The organism is Streptomyces sp. NPDC049541, assembly GCF_044465725.1.
Lineage (GTDB): Bacteria > Actinomycetota > Actinomycetes > Streptomycetales > Streptomycetaceae > Streptomyces.
Window position 1 is genome coordinate 185188 of the sequence record NZ_JBITLY010000011.1, and the last position, 25154, is coordinate 210341.

Annotated in this window: 12 protein-coding genes; 4 read left to right on the plus strand and 8 right to left on the minus strand. The window is 73.3% G+C overall.

The window, feature by feature from the left end:
• Positions 1-98 precede the first annotated feature (98 nt).
• On the minus strand, positions 99-1073 hold the full coding sequence (locus ACIBW9_RS34340; protein WP_398961011.1) for a GNAT family N-acetyltransferase: 975 nt from the start codon (positions 1071-1073) through the stop codon (positions 99-101).
• Here ACIBW9_RS34340 and ACIBW9_RS34345 point away from each other — a divergent pair.
• Positions 969-1184 carry a DUF4177 domain-containing protein gene (locus tag ACIBW9_RS34345; RefSeq protein ID WP_398960923.1) on the plus strand — a complete coding sequence of 72 codons (216 nt, stop codon included), beginning with the start codon at positions 969-971 and terminating at the stop codon, positions 1182-1184. The genes ACIBW9_RS34340 and ACIBW9_RS34345 overlap by 105 nt on opposite strands.
• A gap of 20 nt (positions 1185-1204) precedes the next feature.
• On the opposite strand, the gene ACIBW9_RS34350 is transcribed toward ACIBW9_RS34345, so the two are convergent.
• Positions 1205-2131, minus strand: a complete 927-nt coding sequence (locus ACIBW9_RS34350; protein WP_398960924.1) for a LysR family transcriptional regulator — start codon at positions 2129-2131, stop codon at positions 1205-1207.
• A 72-nt stretch (positions 2132-2203) separates the two neighbouring features.
• Between ACIBW9_RS34350 and ACIBW9_RS34355 the strand changes: the two genes are divergently transcribed.
• Positions 2204-3091, plus strand: coding sequence for an SDR family NAD(P)-dependent oxidoreductase (locus ACIBW9_RS34355; RefSeq protein WP_398960925.1), 888 nt, complete (start codon positions 2204-2206; stop codon positions 3089-3091).
• A gap of 257 nt (positions 3092-3348) precedes the next feature.
• On the opposite strand, the gene ACIBW9_RS34360 is transcribed toward ACIBW9_RS34355, so the two are convergent.
• Positions 3349-4548: an amidohydrolase gene (locus tag ACIBW9_RS34360; RefSeq protein WP_398960926.1), complete on the minus strand. Its 1200-nt coding sequence runs from the start codon at positions 4546-4548 to the stop codon at positions 3349-3351.
• A 155-nt stretch (positions 4549-4703) separates the two neighbouring features.
• Between ACIBW9_RS34360 and ACIBW9_RS34365 the strand changes: the two genes are divergently transcribed.
• Positions 4704-5267, plus strand: a complete 564-nt coding sequence (locus ACIBW9_RS34365) for a hemerythrin domain-containing protein (RefSeq protein ID WP_398960927.1) — start codon at positions 4704-4706, stop codon at positions 5265-5267.
• 30 nt (positions 5268-5297) lie between these two features.
• On the opposite strand, the gene ACIBW9_RS34370 is transcribed toward ACIBW9_RS34365, so the two are convergent.
• On the minus strand, positions 5298-5819 hold the full coding sequence (locus ACIBW9_RS34370) for a hypothetical protein (RefSeq protein WP_398960928.1): 522 nt from the start codon (positions 5817-5819) through the stop codon (positions 5298-5300).
• A gap of 165 nt (positions 5820-5984) precedes the next feature.
• Between ACIBW9_RS34370 and ACIBW9_RS34375 the strand changes: the two genes are divergently transcribed.
• The gene (locus ACIBW9_RS34375; protein WP_115912576.1) at positions 5985-6518 is read left to right on the plus strand and encodes a DoxX family protein; all 534 of its coding nucleotides are present in this window, start codon (positions 5985-5987) and stop codon (positions 6516-6518) included.
• Between the two features lie 5 nt (positions 6519-6523).
• Here ACIBW9_RS34375 and ACIBW9_RS34380 read toward each other — a convergent pair whose 3' ends face one another.
• The 4 genes from ACIBW9_RS34380 to ACIBW9_RS34395 form a co-directional block, all read right to left on the minus strand.
• Positions 6524-7300 carry an alpha/beta fold hydrolase gene (locus ACIBW9_RS34380; RefSeq protein WP_398960929.1) on the minus strand — a complete coding sequence of 259 codons (777 nt, stop codon included), beginning with the start codon at positions 7298-7300 and terminating at the stop codon, positions 6524-6526.
• A 61-nt stretch (positions 7301-7361) separates the two neighbouring features.
• Positions 7362-8501 (minus strand): alpha/beta hydrolase, encoded by a 1140-nt coding sequence (locus ACIBW9_RS34385; protein WP_398960930.1) that lies wholly within the window; start codon positions 8499-8501, stop codon positions 7362-7364.
• Positions 8498-10876: a thioester reductase domain-containing protein gene (locus tag ACIBW9_RS34390; protein WP_398960931.1), complete on the minus strand. Its 2379-nt coding sequence runs from the start codon at positions 10874-10876 to the stop codon at positions 8498-8500. Before ACIBW9_RS34390 ends, ACIBW9_RS34385 begins: the two co-directional genes overlap by 4 nt.
• 69 nt (positions 10877-10945) lie before the next feature.
• The gene (locus ACIBW9_RS34395; RefSeq protein WP_398960932.1) at positions 10946-25087 is read right to left on the minus strand and encodes an SDR family NAD(P)-dependent oxidoreductase; all 14142 of its coding nucleotides are present in this window, start codon (positions 25085-25087) and stop codon (positions 10946-10948) included.
• Positions 25088-25154: the final 67 nt, after the last annotated feature.

The window sequence follows — 25154 nt, forward strand, 5'->3', positions numbered from 1 at the left end:
GTGCCGTGTCGCCCGGAGCAGGGGCTGCCCGCGCCGGAGACGACCGCGGCGCAGCCAGTCGCCGCCTCCACCCGCCTCACGTGCGTGGCGGTCCATGGTCAAGGCCCGGGTTGCCGCGCCGTCTCGATGCTGAGCTGTGCGCCCAGTTCTGCGAAGCCCAGTGCCGCCGCAACCCGTCGGGATGCCGTACGCCGTGCGCGCCATCGCGGCAGCAGCCCGGCAGCGAGGGCGTGTGCGACCGTTGCGGAGCCCGTCGCCCGGCCAAATCCGCGCCCTCGCGCCGGTGGTGCGGTCGGTGCGCTGATGTGGACGGTTCTGCCCGGCCAGATTCGGTTCCGGCGGCGGCGACCACCTGACCGCGTTCGCGGACCACGAACACGGGCGACGTGATCTCGCCCAGCCCGGCCGCACCGGCGTCCTCGGGTCCTGCCACCTCTTCCAGTAGCCTCAACTCCCGATCTCCGGCGGGCAGTTGAGCCACATCCGACACGCCGGGTGCACCGGCCGGAAGCGCTCCGGGGGCAGGTACGACAACACCGCCGGGACCGAGCACTCTGCTCACGGGCAGCACCGTACGCACCGAATCCGCGTCCACGACGGCCTGCACCGGAAGTCCCCGCAGTGCCTCGCGCACGGTGGCAGCGGCGCTTTCGCTGGGCGCGGTCACGATCGCAGATCCGCCCAAAGCCACTACGCCGACCCAGCCCGCCGGGCACATCCCGGATTCCAGGGCGGTCGCACGGGATCCCCCAGCCACCGCCGATCCAGACGTCGGCCTCGGCCCGTCGCAGCAGGGTCAGGACCGACAGCACGTCTTCAACAGTCATCCCTTGTCGGAGGTTGGACGGGGTCTCGTGGTGCCGCGAGCGAATTCCCACGACCTGCGGCCGGCGGCGCTTGCATGTGAGAGGGAGCACCATGATTGGCTGGCCCCGGGCAGTGCGACAACACACCGGAGGGTACGCAGCATGAGCAGTGGCTACAGCTACGAGTACAAGGTCGTCAGTTTCCGGGAGTCGCTGATCGGTGACGCGCTGGACAGCGACAAGCTGGAGAAGGTTCTCAACAAGCATGCCGAGGACGGCTGGGGCCTGAAGGCGATCACCTCCGCCGATGTCAAGGGGCGCATCGGCCCCGGCGCGGTCGAGGGCCTGCTCCTCACCTTCGAGCGGCCCCGCGCCTAGCGCCGGCTGCATCACGGCTGTCAGCTCTGCGCGACCGCGGCGTTGAGAGCTGCGGCGCGCAGGGCGGCCGCCACGCGTGCGACCGGTTCGGTGGGTGGGTGCGGGAGGCGGGCGAGGAGCAGCCGCCGTTGCTCTTGGGGGCCGCCGCGGACCGGGAGGATGCGTACGCCTGGCGGCGCGGCGGGGGCGAGTGTCGCGGGCACGGTGGTGAGGCCGCAGCCGGCGGCGACGAGGTGGAGCTTGGCCAGCCAGTCGCGGGCGGTGTGGGCGATCTCGGGTCGCTCGTCGAGGCCGGGCCACACGCCCATCAGCCGGTCCTGACCTGAGCCGGCGCTCCCGATCCAGCGCTGCCCGCGCAGGTCGGCGACGTCGACGAAGTCGCCGCGGGCCAGGGGATGGCCGACGGGCACCGCGAGATGCAGGGCACGTTCGCTGAGCGTCTGCAGGGCGAGCGGGGGCGACTCGGTGTCGGGCGGGCGGAACGGCGGCGTCGAGGCCAGGAGGGCGAGGTCCAGGGTGCCGGCCCGCAGGGCGCGCACCAGCGCCGGTGTGGTGCCTTCCCGGCTGACGACGTCGAGTCCCGGGTCCGTGCGGCGCAGTGTGGCCAGGGCCGTGGGGAGCAGGACGGCTCCCGCGCTGGGGAACCAGCCGAGGCGGACCGTGCCGGACTGCTCGGGCAGGCCGGACAGTTCGCGCGCGGTCGCATCGATCTCGCCGAGCACGGTCGTCGCCCGACGCATCACGATGCGGCCGGCCGCGGTCAGGCGTACTCCGTCGCGCCGCCGTTCCAGCAGCTCCGCGCCTGCTGCCCGTTCGATCGCGGCGATCTGCCGGGACACCGCGGACTGGGTGTAGCCCAGGGTTGCGGCGGCCGCGGTGAAGGTTCCCTCTTCGGCCACCGCGCGCAGGACGCGCAGCGCGGTCAGCGACACATCCGTGAAGTCCATGACGATTGCGCATACTAGCTGTGCCCGACTTTCGTTGGACTCATGGACCGGTCCGTCTCTAGCGTGGCATGCATGAACGCTTCGCGAATCGCTCTCGTCACCGGCGCCAACCAGGGGCTGGGCCGTGCACTGGCCGAGGGGCTGGCAGCTCGGATGAATCCGGACGACCTGGTGCTGCTCACCGGCCGCGACCAGCGGCGCGTGGCGGACGCCGCCGACGCGGTGGCGCAGTTGCCCGGCACCCGCAGCCAAGTTCAGGGCCGGGTCCTGGACGTCAGCGACACCGGCGCCGTCACCGCGCTCGCCGAGGAACTGCGCGCCCGGTACGGCGGTGTCGACGTCGTGATCTCCAATGCGGTCGCGCGTGTGCTGCCGGAGGAGTCGCAGGCCGCGCGGGCCGACGAGTTCATCGACGTCTCCAACACCGCCACCCACGCGATCCTGCGCTCCTTCGGGCCGATCCTGCGGGCGGGCGGCAGACTGCTGGTGGTGGCCAGCAGCCTGGGCACCCTCGGCCACCTCGACCCGCGGCTGCACCACCTGTTCGACGGTGCGAGCCTCGACCAGGTCGAGTCCGCCGTCGAGTCCTGGCGCAGCCGGATCCACGACAAGACCGCCGAGGAGGCGGGCTGGCCCCGCTGGCTGAACGTGCCCTCGAAGGTCGCCCAGATCGCCGCCGTGCGCGCGGTGGCCGCCGAGCGCCGCGAGCGCGACCTCGCCACCGGCACCCTGATCGCTTCCGTGTGCCCCGGCATGGTCGACACCGCCACGTCCCGCCCGTGGTTCAGCGACTACAGCCACGCCCAGTCGCCCGCCCGGGCCGCCCGCGCCGTGCTCGACCTGGTCTTCGCCCAGCACGTCGATCCGGCGCTCTACGGCGAGTTGGTGCGCTTCGGCAAGGCCCTGCCCTGGCACGACGGCACACCTCTGGTCGAACAGGACCGGCTGCTCACGCCCTGAGCGCGTGGGGTGCGCTGCCGTACAGGGAAGGCGTGCGAACTGCTGGACCTGGTCACCGCGTTCGGCGCCGCGACGGGGGACAGGACTGGAGCCGGGCCCGAGCACCAGCGCCGCCGGTCCAGCGGCGCATGCCGGCCCGCCCCGGACAGGCTGACGTCATCCGCGTGCCGTGTCCGGCCTGGTCCCGGGGGCCGAGCAGCGCATGCCCGCCGTTCCCGCACGGGAGGGCCTCCTCGGCGCCCTCGCGGGAGGGCGCGTCAGCGTTGGGCCACGGCCGCGACACTGCCCCCGTGCTCGCGCCAGGCCTGCTCGCGCAGTTCGGCCGACAGCAGCAGTTCCACCGCTGTGCAGGCCAGCGCCTCCGTCGCGGCGAGCAGCACGCGGCGGGCGCGGTCGGAGGCTGCGGCGGTGGCGAACTCGGGGGTGTGGTCGGAACCGTCCGGGTCCATGATCGCGACGAAGGGGTGGATCGCGGGCACTCGTCCGCTGACGTTGCCGATGTCCGAGGAGCCCAGGAAGACGCCGGGTGCCGGCGGTGTGAGGTCGATGCCCGCGCGGGCCAGGTGTTGGGCGAACCGCCGAGACAGGGGCGCGCTGTCGCGGAAGTGCTCGTAGCGCGGTGTGGCCCGTCCGAAGGTGACCGTGGTGCCCATCGCGCGGGCCACGCCCTGTGCGCAGGTCAGCACCTCGCCCGCCAGGTCCTCCAGAGCGGCCGTCGTCGCGGCGCGCAGTCCGAGCAGGCCTTCCGCGTACTCGGGGACGATGTTCGTCGCCAGGCCGCCGTCGGTGATGATGCCCTGGACGTGCGACCCCTGCGGCAGGCGCGGTCCGATGGCGGCGAGGGCGTTGAACAGCTGGATGAGGGCCGCGAGGGCGTCGATGCCCTCGGTGGGGTTCCCGGTGGGATGGGCGGCGCGGCCGTGGAAGCCGATGCGGTACTGCGTCTGGGCGGTCAGGGGCGCCCACTGCCAGTTGTGGACGCCGGGATGGAACATCAGGGCGGCGTCGACGTCGTCGAAGACGCCCGCCTCGGTCTCGGTGACCTTGCCGCCGCCGCCCTCCTCCGCGGGCGTGCCCACGGCCCACACGGCCCCTGCGCCGTCCCCGAGGACGGCCCGTGCCGCGAGCGCGGCGCCGAGGCCGGCCGCGGCGATCAGGTTGTGGCCGCAGGCGTGCCCCAGCCCGGGCAGGGCGTCGTACTCCAGGAGGAGGGCCACTGCCGGCCGGCGCACGGTGCCGGACCGCGCGGCGAAGGCGGTGGGCAGTCCGGCGAGCTCCCGCTGCACCGTGAATCCCTCGCGTTCCAGTTCGCCGCTCAGCAGCCGCACCGCCCGGTGTTCCTCGAATCCGTACTCGGGGTCGGCGTGCAGGGCCAGGGCGACCTCCCACAGCCGCTCCGCGCGGGCGTCCACCTCCCTGATCACGCGTCCGAGCGCCTCGTCCACCGCGTCCGCCACACCGGCCTCCCGAGGTTTTCCAGGTACGTGTGTGTCTCTGTGCGAGTTCCAACAACTCGGCGTCCCACACCGTTAACCCGCTGCGGGACGGGGCACTCGGGGGCTCCGGCGGATCCGGACGGGGAGCCGCCGCTTCTTGGCTGGAGGTGAACAGGATGGGACACGGTGGAAACGTCATCGACGAGCTGATGACCGATCACCGGGAGGTCGAGGAGATCTTCGGCCGGATCGAGGCACTGCCGTCCGGTGACAAGGACCGCAAGGTGTACGCCGACCAGGCCACGATGGAACTGGTCCGGCACTCGGTGGCCGAGGAGGAGTATCTGTACCCGGCGGTGCGGGAACACCTCGTCAACGGCAACACCATGGCGGACCGGGAGATCGAGGACCACTCCGGGGCCGAGCAGATCATGAAGGACCTGGAGAGCTGCGACGCGGACGACCCCGAGTTCGACCGTCTCGTGGGGAGGCTGATGAGCGAGGTACGCGCGCACATCGCCGACGAGGAGGAGAACCTCTTTCCCCAGCTGCGCACGGCATGCTCGGCGGAGGCCCTCGACAAGCTGGGAGACAAGATCCGCCAGGCCAAGAAGCTGGCGCCGACCCGGCCGCATCCCTCCGCACCCGACACACCTCCGGCAAACAAGCTGCTGGCACCGGGGGCCGGACTGGTCGACCGGATGCGCGACGCGCTGAGCGGGCGCGGAAAGCACGACTGACGGGACGGACCGCCACCGGACGGCCTGGTCTCAGACGGGCTGTCCCGCCCTGAGCAGGCTCATCAGCTGCTCCTGATGAAGTGCGGTCACCGGGGCGAGCAGGTCGGGGTGACGCAGCAGGGCCGCTGCCCTGCGGTCGCTCTCGTCGGGGGCCACCAGGCGCCGGAACACGGCAGGAGTTCCGGCGGCGTGGCTGCCCTCGGCGAGAGCGGCCACGGCGCGACCGGCCAGTTCCGGGTCGCTCAGCAGACAGGCCGCCCAGCTGGCCACTACCTCGTCGACCCAGGTGCGCCAGGCGTGGGCGTCCGTGTCGTGGTGGCCCGGGTCGTCCGCGCCGGCGATCCAGTCGAGCCGGGCGGATCCTCCGGGGCCCGCCATGCCGACCAGGGCCGCGTCCACCGGGGTGGGGTAGCGCAGCCAGGCCGCGACCGTCACTGCCTGGCGGGCCTGGACCTCGCACAGGGCCGAGGCCAGTGCGCCGCCGCCCGAGGGGTAGGCGCAGGTCAGCCACTGGGCGGTCGCCGCGATGAGCGGAGAGAGGTCTGCGAGCACTGCGGGGGCCGTCCGTACTGCGTGGGGAGAGCAAGGGCTTGGGAAAAAGGTAGCTCGCCGGCTCGGGCAGGGACATGCCCGCATCCGGTCCGGTGACGTGGCATCGACCACAGCGGCGCGGGAACCCGGTGGGTCTCTGCACGCGCCCACCCCTTGGAGCAGGTCATGAGTCTTCTGCGTCTGGTCGGCCGCCCCATGCTCGCCTCCATGTTCGTCTCCGGTGGTCTGAACACGCTCCGCGCTCCCGAGGAGGTCGCTCCGGTGGCCGAACCCGTCGTCCAGCCGGTCACCGAGCGGGTCGACGCCCTGCCGGACCGTACCGAGCAGGTCGTACGGCTCAACGGGGCCGTACAGGTGGTGGCGGGGCTGCTGCTGGCGAGCGGCCGGCTGCCGCGGCCCGCCGCGCTGGCCATCGCGGCCACGCTGGTGCCGACGACGCTCGCGGGTCACCGCTTCTGGGAGGCGGACGACCCCGAGGAGCGCGCCCAGCAGCGCATCCACTTCTTCAAGAACCTGTCGATGCTCGGCGGTCTGCTGATCGCCGCCGACGACACCGCGGGTGCTCCCTCGCTGGCGTGGCGCGGTCGGCACGCCGCCCATGATCTGCGGCGCGACGCCCATCTGGTACGCCGGTCCGTGCGGGCCACGGCCCGGCCCGCCGCCGCCGTCGGCGGTGTCCGGGCCCGGCTGGCCCGCTGATCACCTCAGCCGCGGGCGAGGAACCGCTCGAGGGTGGTGGTCAGCTCCGCCGGTTTCTCCACCGGCAGTTCGTGACCGGCGTCGATGATGCGGACCTCGGCGTCCGGGTAGGCCTTCGCCATGCGCAGCATCTGCCGCACCGGCAGCTGGATGTCGTGGTAGCCGTGGATCAGCAGGGTGGGGACGCGGATCTCCCCGACCCGGTCCAGGACGTCGAAGGCGCGCATGGCGCCGTAGAGCGTCATGACGACCTCGCGCGGGGTGGCGGCGGACGCCTTGATGTGGGCGCGGACCTCCTCGCGGGGATAGCCGGGGGCGAAGGCGCGCTGGATGTTGGTGGCGACGAACAGCTTGTAGGGGACGAGCGTGGAGGCCGCCATCAGCAGGCCCCGGCCGCGGCTGTAGGTCATGCGGGCGATGGAGCCGACCAGCACGAGGCGTTCGACGCGCTCGGGGTGGTCGAGGGTGATGGTCTGCGCGATCATGCCGCCCATCGAGTGGCCCACCAGGACGGCCCGTTCCACCTCGAGGTGGTCGAGGAGGGCGAGGACGTCGGCGGCCAGTTCCGCGACGGTGGGCACCCCCGCGCCGCTGCTGTCGCCGTGGCCGCGCAGATCGAGCCGGATCACCCGGCGCTTCTCGGCGAAGTGTGTCATCTGGTGGTCCCAGCGATGCCGGTCGGCCGTCCAGCCGTGGATGAACACCAGGGGCACGCCGTCGCCGTCGCGGGGGCCCTCGTCGTCGTACGTCAGCGCTGCGCCGTCGACTTCGAGCTGCGGCATCGTGCCTCCTGGAGAACAGTGCGGTTACTGGCGAGTACGTTAGCGGTCGGCGGGGCCCTCGTCACCGGCGTTCGCCGAGGAAGTCGAGGATGTGCCCGAAGACGTCGAGGGCGGCGCCCCGGCCGAGGAAGGTGTCCAGGTGGCCGTAGCCGGGGATCTCGGTGTAGGTCACGTCCAGGTGCGGGTGGCGGCGGGCGAGGACGTCACGGCACAGCTGCTGGGAGTCCAGCCAGAGGCCGTTGTCGCTGCCCGCCAGGAGCAGCAGCGGGGTGTCGATGCGGCCGGCGGCGTCCAGTGCGTTGGGGGGAAGGGCCGCGTAGCGGTGGTCGGTGTCGTGCCAGCGGACCACCGTGCGGGCCAGTTCGATGCGGCGCAGGTGCGGCAGGATCCACAGGGGGGCGGGGCCGAGGAGTTCGGCCAGCCGGTTGTGGGTGGTCTCGGTCAGGTGCTCGTGGACGAAGAGCGAGGCGCCGGTGCCCCATGCCGAGTGGTGCAGGATCTGGCAGGTGGGGTCGGGGCAGTCGGCCTTGCGGGAGGCCAGCGCGAACAGGGGCGTGTACCTGGACCGCAGGCCTACCGTGCGGAAGTCGACGGGGATGTGGTCGAGGCGGGACTTCAGGAGTTCCGCGGCCAGGGACATGCGCAGCGAGGTGCGGCCGGCGAGTTTCGGCGTGAGGAACACGCCCTGCGCGACCACGCCCGCCAGGCCCGGGACCAGGCCCGCCGTCATGCTCAGGGACAGGGTGAGGGCGCCGATGCAGTGGGCGAGGGCGAACAGCGGGCGGTCCTCTCCGATGCGGGCGCGGATGTGGGAGACGGCGGCGGGGATGTCGTACAGGGCGACGTCGTCGTAGGTGTACTTCCGGCTGGTGGCGTTGTACGGCAGGCGGCAGCTGCCGCGCCAGTCCAGCAGCCAGGGCTCGTAGCCGTCGTCGAGCAGGACGTCGACGAGGTTGCGGATCTCGGGCAGCAGGAACATGTCGGCGGAGGCCGTGTGTCCGTGCAGCAGGAGCACCGCGGGGCGGTCCCGCTCGCCGGTGTCGATGCGGGTCAGGCCAAGGCGGATGCCGTCCCCGGCGTGGAAGGGGATCTCCTCAACTCGCTGCGGGTCGAGACGGTGGTGCAGGGGGCGCAGGGCGGAAGTGGTTCTCACCTTGCGGAGGGCGGGCCTGGTGGCGGGTTTGGTCGCCTTGAAGATCATCGGTTGTGCTCCGTGGGGTGCGGGGTGCGGCGCAGGTCGAGGAGGTCGGCGGCGGCCCGGGTGAAGGGGCCGAGCAGGCCGCGGCCCATCTGGAGGCCGAACCAGGCGAGCCAGGTCAGCTTGGCGGCGCGCTGCTCCCGAGCGGTGAGACGGGGGTCGACCTGGATGCCGTCGATCTGGTCGCGTACGTAGCTGTCCGCGGGCACGACCAACTCGCCGGCCAGGAGGGCGGGTTCACCCTCGCGTCCGATCTCGACGGTCAGGGCTCGGGTCTGGCGCCAGAGGTCGCGGCGGGCGCGGGCGTGCTTGCGGCCCTCCAGCCACCAGCTGCCGCCGTCCGCGTCGCGCAACAGCAGCCGGTAGCGCAGGAGTTGGTGGATCAGGCCGTGGTGTTCGGGGATGCCCTCCTCGGGGCGGATCCACACGTCGCCGCGTTCCACGGTGAGCGGCTCGGGGTGGACGGCCGGGCAGGTGAGGTGTCCGCGAACGTCGATGCGGCGCTCGGTGACGAGTTGGTGCATGCTCGCGATGGAGAGCGTGAGGGCCATCGAGCAGGGCGTGTCGGCGGCGGCCGCGACCGGGCCCAGATGGCCCTCGGTGGTCTCGGTGAACCAGAGGTGGGGCTGGTCGTCCTTGTGCGGCAGCCGGGCCAGTCCGTCGCCTGCCAGCCGCTCGAACGTCTTGAGCTGTGCGCGGGCGTCGTAGCGGGTGGCCGGGGGCAGGCCGAGGGCCTCGACGAGGTGGGCGGTGCGGTCTGCGGTGGCCGCCGGTCCCTTGAGGGTCGCCTCGCACAGCTTCAGTGCGGTGGGGCTCTGCAACACCCGGGACAGGAAGGTCAGTTCGGGTATCGGTTCGGCCTGCAGGCGGGCCAGGGTGTCGGTGCGCCAGTCGTCCCAGTCCTTGACGCGCACGTGCATGCCGCCCAGGGCCATGTCCTGTACGACGTCGTCGAGCGTGTTGGGTACGCCGGTCAGGTTGTAGTCGAAGCCCCAGGCGTCCGGTTCGCAGATGACGCCGACCGCGACTCGGCTGACCCAGTCCACCGGGGCGACGTTGAGGTATCGGAAGGCGGGCACGGTGCGGAAGCGGCCGAAGGCCGACACCAGGCCGCTGGAGAGGTCCTGGGGGTTGTAGGCGCCGGTCTTGGTGTGGCCGCCGATGCCGCCCGGGCGCAGCGCGGTGACGATGAGGCCGTGGTCGCGGGCGCGGCGCAGCGCGACCTCCGCGGCCCACTTGGTCTGGTCGTAGCCCGCGATGAGGCGGTCGGCGTGGGCCAGCGGGTCGTCCTCGCCCATGGAGGTGATGCCGACCTCGTTGAAGACGGCGATGGAGGAGATGTGGTGCAGGGGTTTGGGGCGGCCGGCGGCCGCCAGTTCGGCCAGGGCGAGGGTGCCGAGGACGTTGCTCGCGCGCAGTGACGGGTAGCCGCGCAGGAAGTCCACGGCCGCGGCGACGCCCACGATGCCGTCCAGTTCATGCGCGAGCTCGTTCCACCGCTCCTCGCTCAGGCCCAGCCGCGGGCGGCGGATGTCGCCGGGCAGCACGGTGATGCGGCGGCGGACCTCCTTCGACCAGGGCAGCCGGTAGCTGCGCAGGGCCTCCCCGAGCCGGGTCTGGGACGCTGCCTCGTCGGCGGCGCGGACCAGGCAGTACACATGGGCGTCGCTGTGGCGCAGCAGGTCCAGGAGCATATGGCTGCCGAGGAAGCCGGTCGCGCCGGTGAGCAGGATCCGGCGGGGCGGCAGCGGCTCGGGAGCGGCGATGAACGGGAGGCGGTCGGCGAGGGCGAGGTCGGCCAGGATCTGGTCGAGGTCTTCACGGCGGGCGGTGGTGTGCGGCGCGCGGACAGGCTCGGCCGACCCTGCGGCCGGAGGCGGTGACGTGCGGGGAGAAGGGACGGGCAGCGCAGTCGTCGTCCCGGCCGTCGGCAGTACAGCGGTGCTGACCGTGGGGGCAACGGCTCTGATTCCGGGGATCCGTGCCCAGCGGCGGGCGAGGCTGCTGGGGCGGGCGTCGGCGAACACCTCGTCCAGATCGACCTCGATGCCCAGTTCCTCCTCCAGCTCCGCCACGAGTTCCACCGCGTTCACGGAACTGCCGCCGGCGTCGAAGAAGTCGGCGTCGGGCGCGAGCCGGCCGTCGGGCAGATGGCGGCCGGCCGCCGCGGCGATGACGGCGGCCAGCACATCGACGTCCGGGGCCGGATCCATGGCGGGCGGCCCGTCCGCGGCGGTGGCGGAGTGCGCGGGCACGGCAGCCGGCACGACCCTCGCCAGCAGGTCGGCCACACTCAGACCGCCTCCGCCGCGCTCGATCGACTCCGCCGTCGCCCGCTGACCGGCGTACGCCGACGCGTCCTCGTTCGTCTCACGCATGAGCGCCCCTCACCATGTCGGCAACCACGTCCGCGGTTCCTCTCCTCGTGCTGTCTGCTTCGTCACCGGTCACTGCTGCCAGGAACGGAACGCCCGCAGGTGTTCGGGCGTGACCACGCACTCCAGGTGCTCGTCGTCCTGCGCTCCCCCACCCAGGGCGGCCAGCAGCCGACGGGCCGGTGCGTTGCGTCCGGTGCGCCGCGCGGTCAGCCTGACCTTGGTGCAGCCGAGGTCCTCGGCGCGGTCGGCCAGCCACTGCAGCAGGCGTTCCTCGACGCCCCGGCCCAGGGCGCGGCAGCTCATCAGCCAGGCCGGTACGTCGAGTCGGTCGCCGTCCGCACGCAGGGCGAGGAGGGCGATCTGACCGTAGTCACCGAACCGGTCCCGGGCCGCCGCCGTCCACACCTCGCCGTGCTCGCGCCAGCGAGCGACGTCGAGACCGTCGTCGGAGCGCGGGTGGAGGGTGAACTGGTTGGTGCGGCGCACCAGTTGCTCGGCCCGCGGTACGTCGGTTGCGGTCAGGGGCCGGATGTCGACCTCCAGTTGCAACCCCGCCAGGAACGCCTCGAAGCCGGCCTGCTCGCGCTCGGTGTCCCGCTCCCGTTCCTGTTCGTAGAAGCGGGCGCGCAGCGCGTCCTCGGACGTGGCGGCGAACGGCACCAGCGGCCACAACCGCCCCAGAAACGCCTCGAGTTCGGGGGTCGGCGGGCAGGTGACCGAGAGCACCTGCGGAAGCGCCGAGCGGACCTTGGCGATCTCGACGGGGTTGTCGTCGAGGAACAGGAAGCTGTCCAGGCCGAGGTTGAGCGTGCGCGCCGCCTCGGCGAGGCGGTCCGGCTTGGGGCCCCAGGCTGCGGACAGCGCGCTGAAGTGTTCCGGCTTCAGCATGCTGTCCGGGCGGTCCAGGACCGCGCGTACCATCTCTTCGTCGTTGTTGCTGACCAGCACCAGCAGCGCGCCGGCCGCCCGCCACTCGAGCAGCCTGCGTGCCAGCAGGGCCCGGGGACCGGTCAGGTCCACCGCGCCGGGACCGATCTCTCCGGCCACCCCGCCCCACAGGGTCTCGTCGCCGTCCACCGCGATCACCTTCGGCGCGGGGCGGCGCACGGCCCGCACGACCTCGGCCAGGCGCAGGGCGACGACCGCCTGGAACCGGGGCGTGAAAGGAAGGTGGGCCAGGCGCTCGGTGCGTTCGTCGAAGCGCTCCTCGGCGGAGTGCAGGCTGGACCACTCGCCGGGGCCGAGTACGGCTGTCGCGGGCAACTCGGCGAGCTCGGCGGCGAGTTCACGCTCCCAGCGCCGCAGGCGCTCCGGGGTGTGCGCGGCGGGCAGGAAGCCGACGATCACCGGCTTACGGGTACGCTCGGCCAAGGCCCGCAGGGCTGCGGGGTAGGCGGTGCGCAGCTCGGTGAGCAGCGCGTCGTCCACCGGCCCGAACCGCTCCAGGTCCGCCGCCCGCAGCAGCACCACGCCCACTGCCGTCGCCGGGTCGGCGAAGACACCGGACGGATCCCGCAGGCCGGCCAGCACCTGGTGGTACGGGGCTTCCGCGACGGTCGTCGCCGTCCCGTCCCGTGCCCCGTCGTTGAAGGCCGCCTCGCACATCAGGGGCAGATGGCCGAGGGCGAAGGTGGCGGCGAGGGCGACGGAGGGTCGCGGGGCGGCAGGAGTCGTACCCACCGGCCCCGAGGCGTCCTCGGCCGTCTGTGCGAGCAGCCGCACCAGTTCCTCCCCCAGCCCGGCGGCCGTGGCCGTGTCGAGGATGTCGAGGTTGTGGTCGAGCCGGATGCGGCCGGCCTCCGGTGTCACGGTGATCATGAGGTCGAGGTCGGAGTAGCCGGTTCCCACTGGCAGCACGTCCAGGCCGGTGAGCCTGCCCGCGGCCCGGACGTAGTTGAAGTACACCTCCACCAGCGGCGCGTCGGGCCGGTACAGGCCCTGCTTGGCCAGCACCGGCAGGACGTCCGAGAACATCGCCCCCTTGGTGAGGATCTTCTCCAGGCGGCTGTCGGTGCGGCGCAGCACGTCCTCGATCCGCTCCTGCGTCCTCGCCTCGGCGGGGAAGGGCACCGGTACGCCGAAGAAGCCCACCGCGTCGAACGCGTCGGCGTGGATCCGGGTGTCGACCGGCACGGCGAGGACGAAGCGTTCCCGTTCCCGCAGTCTGGCCAGCAGCACGGTCAGGGTGCCCAGGCAGAAGGCGGCGGGTGTCACGGCGAGGCTGCTCGCGGCCGCCGACACCTGTTCCATGAGGCCGTCGGGGATCGCCACGCTCACGCTGCCGGCCCGGTAGGAGCGTGCGGCCGGACGCGGGCGAGTGAGCGTCAGGTCGAGGCGCTCGCTGCCGTGGAAGGCCTCGCGCCACTCCGCCGCACCGGTTCCGGGACCCTCCGCCGGTTGCTGCGCCTCGATCAGCAGGTCCAGGTCACGGTTGGTGACCGTGCCCGTGAGGGCGGTGCCGGACAGTTCGGTGTCGATCTCGGCGGCCACCAGCAGCAGGGACTGCAGGTCGCTGACCGCGTGATGGGCGCCGTACAGCAGGATCTGGCCGCGCTCACCGCCGTCGAGGAGTTCGAACCGCCACAGCGGGGGCTGCCCGAGGTCGAACGGCGGCTCCAGCAGCTCGCGCAGCCGGTCGGCGGCGTCGAGTTCGTCGGCGGCGGGTACGGCCGTCCAACGCAGCAGCGGCCCTGCGGGTTCCCGCTCCACCCGCAGTTGCCTGCCTGCCTCGCTTCCGGTGACGATCGCGGTGCGCAGGGCCGCGTGCCGGGCGGCCAGGCGGGTGAGGATGCCGGTGAGCGTGGCACGGGTGGTCGCGTGGGTGAGCCGTACGGCGAGGCCGACGGCATGGGCCGCAGCCGGCATGTCCGGCCGGGCGCTGCGCAGCAGACGCACGACGTCGCGGGTGGCCGGGCGCTGTTCGCTGTCCGGCACTTCGCCGGCCGCTTCGGGCCGGGGCGCCACCGTGCTGCGTTCGGGCAGGGCGGTGGCCAGGGCCTGGGCGAGGCCCCGGATGTCGGTGGCCGAGAAGACCGCGGCGGAAGGGAGTTCGACGCCCAGCTCGCGGGCGAAGGCGTTGCGCAGCCGCACCAGCATGAGCGAGTCCAGGCCCAGTTCTTTCAGGGCCGTGGTGGCCGAGGCGTCGACGGCGCCGCCGGAGACCTGGCCGACCCTGGTACGCACATATGCCTCGAGCCGTTCCGTGCGCTGTTCGTGCGTGGCCGCCGTGAACACCTGCTGGACCAGGTCGTCGGAGCCTTGCGGGCCCGTGGAGACCGTTGCCAGGTCGGCGAGGAGGGGGCGGGTGCGTGCCGCGTCGGGGTCGAGGGCGAGCAGTTCCCAGTCCAGGGCGAGGGGGGCGAGTTGGCGGCGTTCGGTGGCCAGGACCCGGTCGAACAGTTCGCCGCCCTCGGCGGGAGTGAAGGCGACGAGGCCCGAGCGGCCGGTTTCGGTGGCCCGGGTGGCGTCGGCGGCGACCATGCCGACGCCGGTCCAGGCGCCCCAGTCCAGGCTGAGGGCGCGCCGCCCGGCGAGGGAGAGGTGATGGGCCCAGGCGTCGAGGAAGGCGTTGGCCGCCGAGTAGGGGCTCTGGCCGGCCGAGCCGAGCAGGCCGGCCGCGGAGGCGAACAGCACGAGGTTCTCCGCCTCCGGGACCAGTTCGGTGAGCAGGCTGGTCCCCAGCACCTTCGGGGCCAGGACCTTCAGGACGCGTTCGTCGCTCAGGTTCGCCACCGTGGCGTCGTCCAGGACGCCGGCCGTGTGCACGACAGTGGTGATCGGTCCGGCTTCCCGTCGTACGGCGTCCAGGGCTTCCGCAAGGCCTGCGCGGTCGGCCACGTCGGCACGGATGACGTGCACGGTGACGCCGCGCTCCTCCAGGCCCTGGATCCAGTCCGCCGCCTCGGAGGTCGGCGCGCTGCGGCCCAGCAGGGCCAGCTTGCTGGCACCGCGCCGTGCCAGGCGCTCGGCGACGACGCGGCCGAGGCCGCCCAGACCGCCGGTGATCAGGTGGACGCCGTCCGGGGTGGCGCCGTCGCGGGCTCCGTCGTCCGGACGGGTGCGGGCCAGGCGCGGCACCATGCGGTCCGCGCCACGCAGCGCCACGAGGCGTTCGTCGTCGGCGTACCGCAGTTGCGTCCACAGGGCGTCCACGCCGTCGGTGGGCGGCAGGTCGATCAGGGTGGTCCTCAGCTCCGGGTGCTCCTGGGCGAGGGCGAGCCCGAAGCCCCAGGCCAGGGCCTGCTCGGGACGCGTCACCTGGCTGCTGTCGCCGGCTGCTTGGCTGCCGCGGACGACCGTGTACAGGCGGGGCGCCCGGCCCCGCGCCCGGTCGGTGAGCGTCCGTACCAGGTGCAGGGTGCTCAGGCAGCACAGCCGCGCCGCCTCCTGCGCGGTGCGCGCATCGCCGATCGCGGGGGCGTCGAGCGCGGACAGCTGCACGATGCGCTCGGGTGCCGTGTCCGCGAAGGCGTCGTCGAACAGACGGGTCAGATGCTGCGGATCAACCGGGTCGAGCACGTACCGGCCGGATCCCTGGACCTCGTATGCCTCGCCCCTGTGGGCGATCACATGGGGCACCGAAGCCGCGCCGAGTCGTTCGGCGAGTGCGGTGGCGACGCCCGTGTCGTCCGCCAGGATCAGCCAACTGCCCTGGGTGGGTGCCTGTTTGGCGGGCGGGCGCGGCTGCCAGCGGGTCTCGAACAGTGCGCCGTCCAGTGGGGAGAGCGCGGCGAGCTCGAAGTCCTCGACGGTGAGGAGCAGTTGCTCGTCCTCGTCGTACAGGCGCAGGTCGAGGGTTGCCCGGTCGCCGTCCACGGAGCGCAGTCGGCATGTCGTCCATACGGGAGTCGTCCTGCGCCCGGTGAAGTGCAGCCGTCCGGCTGCGACGGGTACGAAGGCCCTGCCTGCGGGTGTGTCGTGCGGCAGGGCGGCCGTGTGGAAGGCGGCGTCGAGGACGGCCGGGTGCAGCAGATGGCCGGCGGCGGGCCGCGGGGCAAGCCTTCCCCACGCGGCCGAGTCCCCGGAACGGCCCTGCTCCAGACCTCGGAAGGCCGGGCCGTACGCGATGCCGAGGGTGGCGAGTTGGGCGTACACAGTGGACGGGTCGACCTCCTGGCCGCACTGCTCGCGAACGGCAGCCGGTGCTTCGCGCTCGTCCAGGGCTCGATCGCCGCTCACCGGCGTGACACGCCCGGTGACATGCCGCTCCCAGCGCGCGGAGGCCGCGGCCGAGGCGATGGTGAAGTGACGCGAGCCCTCCTCGGCGGGCCGCAGGACCAGTTGCAGCCGCACCGGCCGCTGCGCGTCCAGACGCAGCGGAAGGTCGAAGCTGACGTCGGCCAGCGCCACTTCGCCGCCGCCCTGCACGGCCGATGCGGCCTCCAGCGCCATGTCCAGGAAGGCCGCGGCGGGCAGCCAGACCTCGCCGGTGACGCGGTGGTCGGTGAGATAGGCGAAGCGGCCGTCGCGCAGGTCGATCTCGGTCTGGAAGATGTGGCGGTCGGCCTCGTCGCTGGCCTCGATGTGCGTGCCCAGCAGCGGTGACAGGCCGCCCGCCGAGGAGGCCGGCGTGCGCCAGTGGCGTGCGCGGGCGAAGGCGTAGGTGGGCAGGTCGACGCGGCGGCCGGCCGGGAAGAGCGCCTGCCAGTCGGGGGTGTGTCCGGCCGTGTACAACTCCCCCAGCCTGCGCAGCAGGTCGTCGAGCGTGCCCTCCTCGCGGCGGAGGGAGCCGACGCTCACGGCGTCGATGTCGGCTTCGGCGGCGACGGCTTCGATGGCGGAGCCGAGCGAGGGGTGCGGGCTGAGCTCGACGAAGTACCGGTATCCGTCGTCCAGCATCCGCCGGATCGTGTCACCGAAGCGGACCGGCTCACTGAGGTTGCGGTACCAGTACCCGGCGTCCAGCCGGTCTCCCGGCACGGGCTGTGCCGTCACGGTCGAGTACAGCGGTGTCGCGGTCGGCGTACCCCGGACGGTGCGGAGGCGGTCGAGCAGTTCGTCGCGCAGCGCTGCCATCAGGGGGGTGTGCGAGGCGAAGGGGGTGGACAGCCGCCGCGCCGGGATCTGCAGCTCCTGGCACTGGCCGAGCAGCTCGCTCAGCGCGTCCGCGTCGCCGGACACGGCCGTGGACTGCGCGCTGTTGACCGCCGCGAGGAACAGCCGCCCCGTGTATGGCTCCAGCAGCTCCTCCACGCGGGTGCGCGGGAGCTCCAGGGCGAGCATGCCGCCCTTGCCGACCAGCGGTACGGCCGCCCGGGCGCGTCCGCACACCACCGCCACGGCGTCTTCGAGGGTCAGGGCGCCCGCGCTGTATGCGGCGGCGATCTCGCCCAGGCTGTGCCCGACCACGGCGTCCGGTGCGACACCCAGTGCGCGCCAGGCGGCGGCCAGCGCCGCGTTCACGGCGAACAGGGTCGGCTGCAGGTACTCGGTCCGGCCGAGCGGGGCAAGCTCTTCCGGCGCGCGCAGGACGTCCAGGACCGACCAGCCCGCCTCTCGGCGGACCGCCTCGTCCACTCGGTGCAGCTCCTCGCGGAAGGCATCCGAGTCCGTCATCAACTGCGCGCCCATACCGGGCCATTGGCCGCCGTGCCCGGCGAAGACGAAGGCCACCTTGCCGGATGGCTCCTCGCGGCGCGCCACCACGGGCCGACGGCCACCGGCCAACTCCTCCAGCTCCGCCAGCAGTTCGTCCCGGTCACCTGCCACCAGCGCCGTGCGCCGCTCGAAGTGGCTGCGGTGCCAGGCCAGGGTGTGAGCCACATCCGACAACGCCACGTCACCGGTCAGGTGCCCGGCGAGCCGTGCGGCCTGCCCGCGCACCGCGTCCTCGGTGCGCGCCGACAGCACGAAGAACCGCCTGGACGGCGCGGGTCGCCCCTCGGTGGCGGGCGGTTCGACCGGCGGCACCTCCTCCACGATCACGTGTGCGTTGGTGCCGCTGATGCCGAAGGCGCTCACTCCCGCACGCCGCGTCCGTTCGCCGCCCGGCCAGGCCACCGCCTCCCGCAACACGTGCAGGCCGCTGTCGGCCCAGTCCACATGCCGGCTGGGGGTCTCCGCATGCAGCGTGCGGGGCAGCAGCCCGCGCCGCAGCGACTCGACCACCTTGATCAGCCCGGCCACGCCCGAAGCCGCCTGCGCATGGCCGATGTTGGACTTGAGCGAGCCCAGGTACAGCGGCCGCCCGGCGGGGCGCGAGGCGCCGAAGACCTCCGCGAGGGCGTTCGCCTCGATCGGGTCGCCGAGTGTGGTGCCGGTCCCGTGGGCCTCCACGTAGTCGATGTCGGCCGGGGTGAGCCCGGACAGCTCCAGGGCCCGCCGGATCACCTGTTCCTGCGCCGGACCGTTCGGTGCGGACAGCCCCTGGCTGCGGCCGTCCTGATTCACTGCCGTCCCGCGCAGTACGGCCAGCACCTCGTCCCCGTCACGGCGGGCGTCGCTCAGCCGCTTCAGTACGACCATGCCGGCGCCCTCGGCCCAGACGGCGCCGTCGGCGGCGTCCGAGAAGGACCGGCAGCGGCCGGTCGGGGACAGGCCGCGCAGGCGGCTGAACTCCACGAAGGTCTGCGGGGTGACCATGAGCGTCACCCCGCCCGCCAGGGCCAGGTCGCACTCGCCGGAGCGCAGCGCCTGCGCCGCCAGGTGCACCGCCACCAGGGAGGACGAGCAGGCCGTGTCCACGGTCAGGGCCGGTCCGTTCAGCCCGAGCGTGTAGGCGAGCCGGCCCGAGGCCACGCTCAGTGCCGAGCCGGTGCCGACGTAGCCGTCCAGCTGGTCGAGCCCCGCCCCGGCCAGATAGTCACCGGAGAACATGCCGACGTACACACCGGTGGCGCTGCCCGCCAGCTCGCCGGGCACGATCCCGGCGCGTTCCACGGACTCCCAGGCCGTCTCCAGCAACAGCCGCTGCTGCGGGTCCATGGCCGCAGCCTCCTTCGGTGTGATGCCGAAGAACGCCGCGTCGAAGGAGTCGATGTCGTCGAGGAAGCCGCCTTCGCGGGCGTACGACTTGCCCAGGACCTCCGGGTCGGGGTCGTAGAGCGCCTCCACGTCCCAGCGCCCGGCCGGGAAGGGGCCCACCGCGTCACGGCCCTCCTCGACCAGCCGCCACAGTTCCTGCGGGGAGCCGACGGCGCCCGGCAGGCGGCAGGCTGTCGCGATGACGGCCACGGGCTCGTCGGCCGCGGCCGCCGTCGTGCGGGCCTGCTGCCCGTCCGGCACGGTGGGGCGGCGCTTCCCGTCGACCGGTGCGAGCGCGGAGGCCAGCAGGTGATCGGCGAGGCGGGTGGGAGTGGGGTGGTCGAAGAGCAGGGTGGCGGGCAGCCTGACGCCAATGCGGGTGCCGAGGCGGTTGCGCAGGTCGACGGCGGTCACGGAGTCCATGCCCAGGTCCCGCAGCGGCTGTTCGGGGCGGACAGACCGGGGCGAGGGCAGGCCCAGGGCGTGGGCTGCCTCCTCGCACACCAACTCCAGGACCCGGGTGGCGCGTTCGGTGTCGGTCAGCCGGGCGAGGCGGTCCGCCAGTCCGCGGCCGGTCTGCCGATCAGGGCGCGGCGAGGGCAGCAGGGAGGTCCACAGGGCGCCGGTGGCCGCCGCGTTGTCGCGCAGCCGGGGCAGGTCCAGGTGCCAGGCGAGCAGGTGCGGGGTGCCGCGGCGCAGGGAGAGCTCCACGAGGGCGCGGCCCTGCTCGGGGGTGAGGGCGCGGTGGCCCAGGCGGGCCATCCGCTCCAGATCGGCGTGTTCGGCGGCAAGGCCCTCGCCGGCCCAGGCTCCGAAGGAGATCGAGGCGGCGGGCAGGCCCAGCGCCCTGCGGTGGTGGGCCAGTTGGTCGAGGAAGACGTTGGCGGCCGCGTAGTTGGCCTGCCCGGCGTTGCCGACGACCCCCGCGGCCGACGAGACCAGCAGGAACAGCTCCAGCGGTAGGTCGGCCGTCAGCCGGTGCAGATGGGCTGCGCCGTCGACCTTGGGGCGCAGCACCTGGGCGAGTCGTTCGGGAGTCAGCTCGGCGATCACGCCGTCGGCGAGGACTCCGGCACAGTGCACCACACCGCGCAACGGCAAGGTGTCGCCGACGCCGGCGAGCACACCGGCCAGGGCGGTCGCGTCCGCGACATCGCAGACGGCCACCTCGACGTCGGCACCGAGTGCGGCCAGCTCCTCGATGACCTCGGCGGCCCGCGGGTCGGCTTGCCCCTGACGGGACGTCAGCAGCAGTCGGGGAACCCCGTGTTCGGCCAGCAGACGGGCTATGTGCCGGCCGACCGCGCCCAGACCGCCGGTGATCAGCACCGTGCCGTCGGTGCGCACGAGAGCGGGGCGGCCGACGAGGTCGAAAACGACGGAGCGGCCGGACACCTCCCGGCGGCGCAGCGCCTCGCGCGCTGCGGTGACCGGGAAGACCTGGGGATGTACGGGCGCGTGGACGGCGGCGCGCAGGGCCTCCGCCAGTCTCTCAGCCCCGGCCGCGAGGGACACGGCGGCCGCGGCCGTGAACGGCAGCTCGTCCGGGACCACGGCGACCAGCCGCGCGTCCGCAACCAGCTCGGATCCGGGCGTGGCCCCGCTGGGGACGACGACCCGTGTACCGCGGGCCAGGCCCTCGACCTCGGGGCCGACCTCGGCGAGCACACCGGCGCTGGAGATGTGCGTGGAACGCAGGCCGACGGCGTGCACCTCGATCCGCACCTGGGCGGGCCCGAGCGCCTGACGCGCCGCCGGGCGCAGGGTGACCTCGGCGGGGATGCCGGTCAGCTGGTAGCAGTCCCCGGCCGGGATCCGCAGGGCGTCGGCCGGGCGGGCGCGCACCAGTCGCGGGACCAGCAACTCACCGTTGCGCAGGGCGAGTTCGGTCTCATCGGCATACGTGATGGCAGCAACCATCGCGGTCGCCGCACGAGCGCCGTCAATGTCACCGTGGAGGTCAAGGAGGGTCAGTCCGAGGTCCGGGTGCTCGCTGCGGGTGCTACGGGCCAGGCCCCACAGCACCGACTGCGCCAGGCCCGGCACGGTGTCGGCGTCGCCGGTCGCGACCGCACCGCGGGTCACCCAGAGGGTCCGCGCGGGCGCCCGGCCGGGCGGGAGGGCGATGAGTTCCTGCACCTCCGTGAGAGCTTGGGCCGCCAACTCGCCTGCTGCCGCTGCCTGTTCGGTGTCCGCCGACGGGCGCGGCCACAGCCGTACGACGGTGTCGGCACCCGACTCGCGCAGTTCGACTCCCGCCGCCGTGAGGCCCCGTACGATCCCCTCGACATCCGGGTCCGTGCGGTCACCGATCACCCTCCAGGCCGCCCGCTCCCCTGCGGCGGTCGCTGCGGGCCGGGCCGTCCACTGCACTTCGTACAGGTGCCGGGCGTGTTCCGAGCCCGCGCGCAGGTCCGACGGGTCGGCGGCCCGTAGCCGTACGCCCTCCAGACGGCCTGCCGGGAGGCCGTCCGCGTCCCACAGCGTCACGTCCAGGACGAGGTCCGTCCCCGAGCCACCGGTCCGCCGCACCACCGCGGTCAGTTCGCCGGCCCCGCCCGGCGGGAGGACGCAGCGGCCCACCGCCACGGGCAGCAGCGCCCGGCCGGCAGACGTGTCGAAGGCGGCTGCCGCCTGCAATGCGGCATCCAGGAGCGCCGGGTGAACCGGGTACGCCTCGGTCGCATCCCCGGTCACGGGTGGCAGCGCGAGCCGCGCCAGCAGCTCGTCCTCGCCGGTCGCGGCCACCGACCGTACGCCCCGGAAGGCCGGGCCGTAGGCAAGCCCGAGCGTGGCGAGCCGCTCGTACGTGTCCTCGCCCCAGACCTCATCGGCCGTCTGCGGCCACACGGGCGCAGGCGTGCTCGGTTCGGGGCCCGGTCCGGCCGCCGAAGCGGTCGCGTGCAGGGTCCAGCCCGCCGTTTCCTGACCGCGCGGGCGGCTGTGCACGGTGATCTCCGGCACGGGGGTGGAGGTGTCCACCTCGACCGACACCTCGACCGTGCCGGCATCGGACAGGGTCAGGGGCGTGAGCAGCAGCAGATCGGCGAGGTCGTCGGGAGCATCAGGGCGAGCGACGGCGAGCGCGGCGCGGCACAACTCCATCAGGGTGGTGCCGGACACCACCGTCTGTCCGAACACGGTGTGGTCCGGCAGCCAGGCGGCGGTGGCCGGGGACCACTCGTTGCGGAAGGTCCAGCGGGTGGCGTCGGCCGACTGCAGTTGGATGCCGAGGACCGGGTGGGCGGTGCGCTCGAAGAGGGCGGGCCCGTTCGCGGTGGTGTCGGGTTCGGTCCAGTGGCGCTGCGCGTCCCAGGCGTACGTCGGCAGGTCGGCGGCCCCCGTGGCGGGGACGAGGCGCCGCCAGTCGATCGGAGAGCCCTGGACGTGGAGTTCGGCGGCCGCACGGTCCAGGCAGGCGGGTCCGGGTTGGTCGCGGCGCAGCGATCCGACGGCGACCAGGTCGTGGCCGTGTTCCTCGCCCACAGTGGTGACGGCGGTCAGCAGGGAGGGGTGGGGGCTCAGTTCGACGAAACAGCGGTAGCCGTCGTCCGCCATCCGCTGCACGGTCGGCCCGAAGCGGACCGGTTCGCGCAGGTTGGTGTACCAGTAGCCGGCCTCCAGCTCGTCGGTGACCGGTGCGCCGGTGACCGTCGAGTACCAGGCGACGGACGGCGGACAGGTGATGACGCCGTCGAGTTCGTCGAGGATCGATGCGCGGACCGGGTCCACATGGGCGGTGTGGGAGGCGTAGTCGACGTCGAGGCGGCGCGCGAACACCTGCCGCCGGTCGAGGTCGCCGAGGAGGGTCTCGAGTGGTTCGACGTCGCCGGCGATCACCGTGGAGCGGCCGCTGTTCACGGCGGCGACCGACACCCGCCCTTCCAGTGCGGCGAGGAGTGGCTCCACCTCGGTGTGCGGGAGGGCGACGACGGCCATCGTTCCGGTGCCGGACAGTTCGGTCAGGGCCTGGCTGCGCAGCGCGACCACCGCCGCGGCGTCGTTGAGGCTGAGCGCCCCGGCGACGCAGGCCGCGGCGACCTCGCCCTGGCTGTGCCCGATCACCGCGTCCGGCCGTATGCCGCGCGCCCGCCACACGGCGGCCAGGGAGACCATCACGGCGAACAGGACCGGCTGGACGACGTCCACGCGCTCAAGTGAGGGGGCGGCGGCATCGCCCCGCAGGACCGCCGTGACCGACCAGGTGGTGAACGGGCGCAGGGCCGCGTCGCAGCGGTCGAGCTCGTCGGCGAACACCGGGTCTCTGTCGAGCAGATCGCGGGCCATGCCCGCCCACTGGGCGCCCTGGCCGGGGAAGACGAAGGCCAATTTGCCGGTCCGGAGCGCTTGTTGGGGCCCGATTGTCAGTTCTGGGTCCGGTTCTGCTGCCGCAAGTGCGCGCAGGGCTTCGAGCAGTTCGTCGCGGCCGGCGGTCTGGAGGACGGCGCGGTGCTCGAAGTGCGTGCGGTGGTGGGCGAGTGTCGATGCGATGGCGGACAGCGGCAGCTGCGGTTGCCGGGCGAGCGCCTGCCGGAGGCGTTCCGCCTGTCCACGCAGGGCCCCGGGGCTGCGGGCGGAGAGCGGGAAGAGGGTCTGCCCCGTCGGTTCGTCGCCGCCGGGCCGGCCGGCCTCCTGCGGCGCCTCCTCCAGGACCACGTGCGCGTTCGTCCCGCTGATCCCGAACGCGCTCACACCGGCCCGCCGCACCCGGTCCTCGTCGCGGGGCCACGCACGGGGGCTGGTGACGAGGCTCAGGCCACTGTCCGGCCAGTCGACGTGCTCGGTCGGGGTGGCGGCGTGCAGCGTCGCGGGCAGCACGCCGTGCTGGAGGGCCAGCACGGTCTTGATGACACCGCCGATGCCCGCCGCGGCCTGCGTGTGCCCGAGGTTGGACTTGAGCGAGCCGATGCCCAGGGGCCGGTCCGCGGGGCGGTCGGGCCCGAAGACGGCGGCCAGCGCCCGGAGTTCGATGGGATCACCCAGGGGTGTGCCGGTGCCGTGGGTCTCGACGTGGTCCAGGTCCCCGGGGTGCAGTCCGGCCGCCTCCAGGGCGGCGCACAGCACGCGCTCCTGCGCCGGACCGTTCGGGGCGCTCAGGCCCTGGCTGCGCCCGTCCTGGTTGATCGCGGAACCCTTGATCACGGCGAGGATGCGGTCGCCGTCCCGGCGTGCGTCCGTAAGCCGCTTGAGCAGCACCAGACCGCAGCCCTCGGCCCACACCACCCCGTCGGCATCCGCGGAGAACGGACTGCACCGCCCGGACGGCGACAGTCCGCGCAGCCTGCTGAACTCGACGTGCGCGCGGGGCGTCACCAGCAGCGAGGCACCGCCGGCCAGCGCCAGGTCGCACTCGCCTCCCGCCAGCGCCCGCGCCGCCAGATGCAGGGCGACGAGCGAGGACGAGCAGGCGGTGTCGACGGTGACCGCCGGCCCCTGCAGACCGAGGGAGTAGGCGATGCGTCCGGAGGCCACACTGGACGCCGAGCCCGTGCCGACGTGGCCGTCGAGCTGCCCCAGTGAGGCGGAGGCGAGGTAGCCGCTGTCGTACAGGCCGACGTAGACCCCGGTCGAGCTGCCGTTCAGCGTGCCGGGCACGATTCCGGCGCGCTCGATGGTCTCCCAGGCGGTCTGCAGCAGCAGCCGCTGCTGAGGGTCCATGGCCTCGGCCTCACGCGGGGAGATGCCGAAGAAGGCCGCGTCGAAACGGTCGATGCCGGTCAGATAGCCGCCGCGCAGCGAATAGGCCGTGCCGGCGGCCTCCGGGTCGGGGTCGTACAGCCCTTGGGTGTGCCAACGACCGGGCGGTGCTTCGGTGATGGCGTCTTCACCCGAGGCCAGCAGCCGCCACAGCGCCTCGGGGTCGTCCGCGCCACCCGGGAAGCGGCACGCCATGGAGATGATCGCGATGTCGTCGTCCGTCCGCGCGGACAGGTCGGAGCGCATCGGGCCGGCCGTCCCCGTAACGTCGGGCGCGTCGCCGAGCACCGCCTCGGCCAGCGCTGCGACGGTCGGGTGGTCGAAGACCAGCGACGGGCTCAGCGTACGGCCGATCCGTTCGGACAGCTGCGCCGCCAGCGTCACCAACTGGCGCGATCCCAGGCCGAATTCCGCGAGCGGCCGGTGCGGGTCGACGGTCAGCGGGTCGAGCCCGGCCGCCTCGGCGACCGAGGAGACCAGCCAGGCCCGCACGCTCTGCGGTGTGGTGAGGGACGGCTCGGCGGGCTGCTTCACGGACTCGTTCGCAGGCATCGGGGCAGGTGTCCTCGTGAACTCGGGCTCGGTGTGTTTTTCCGTACGAGCGATACGGCCGTCGGGG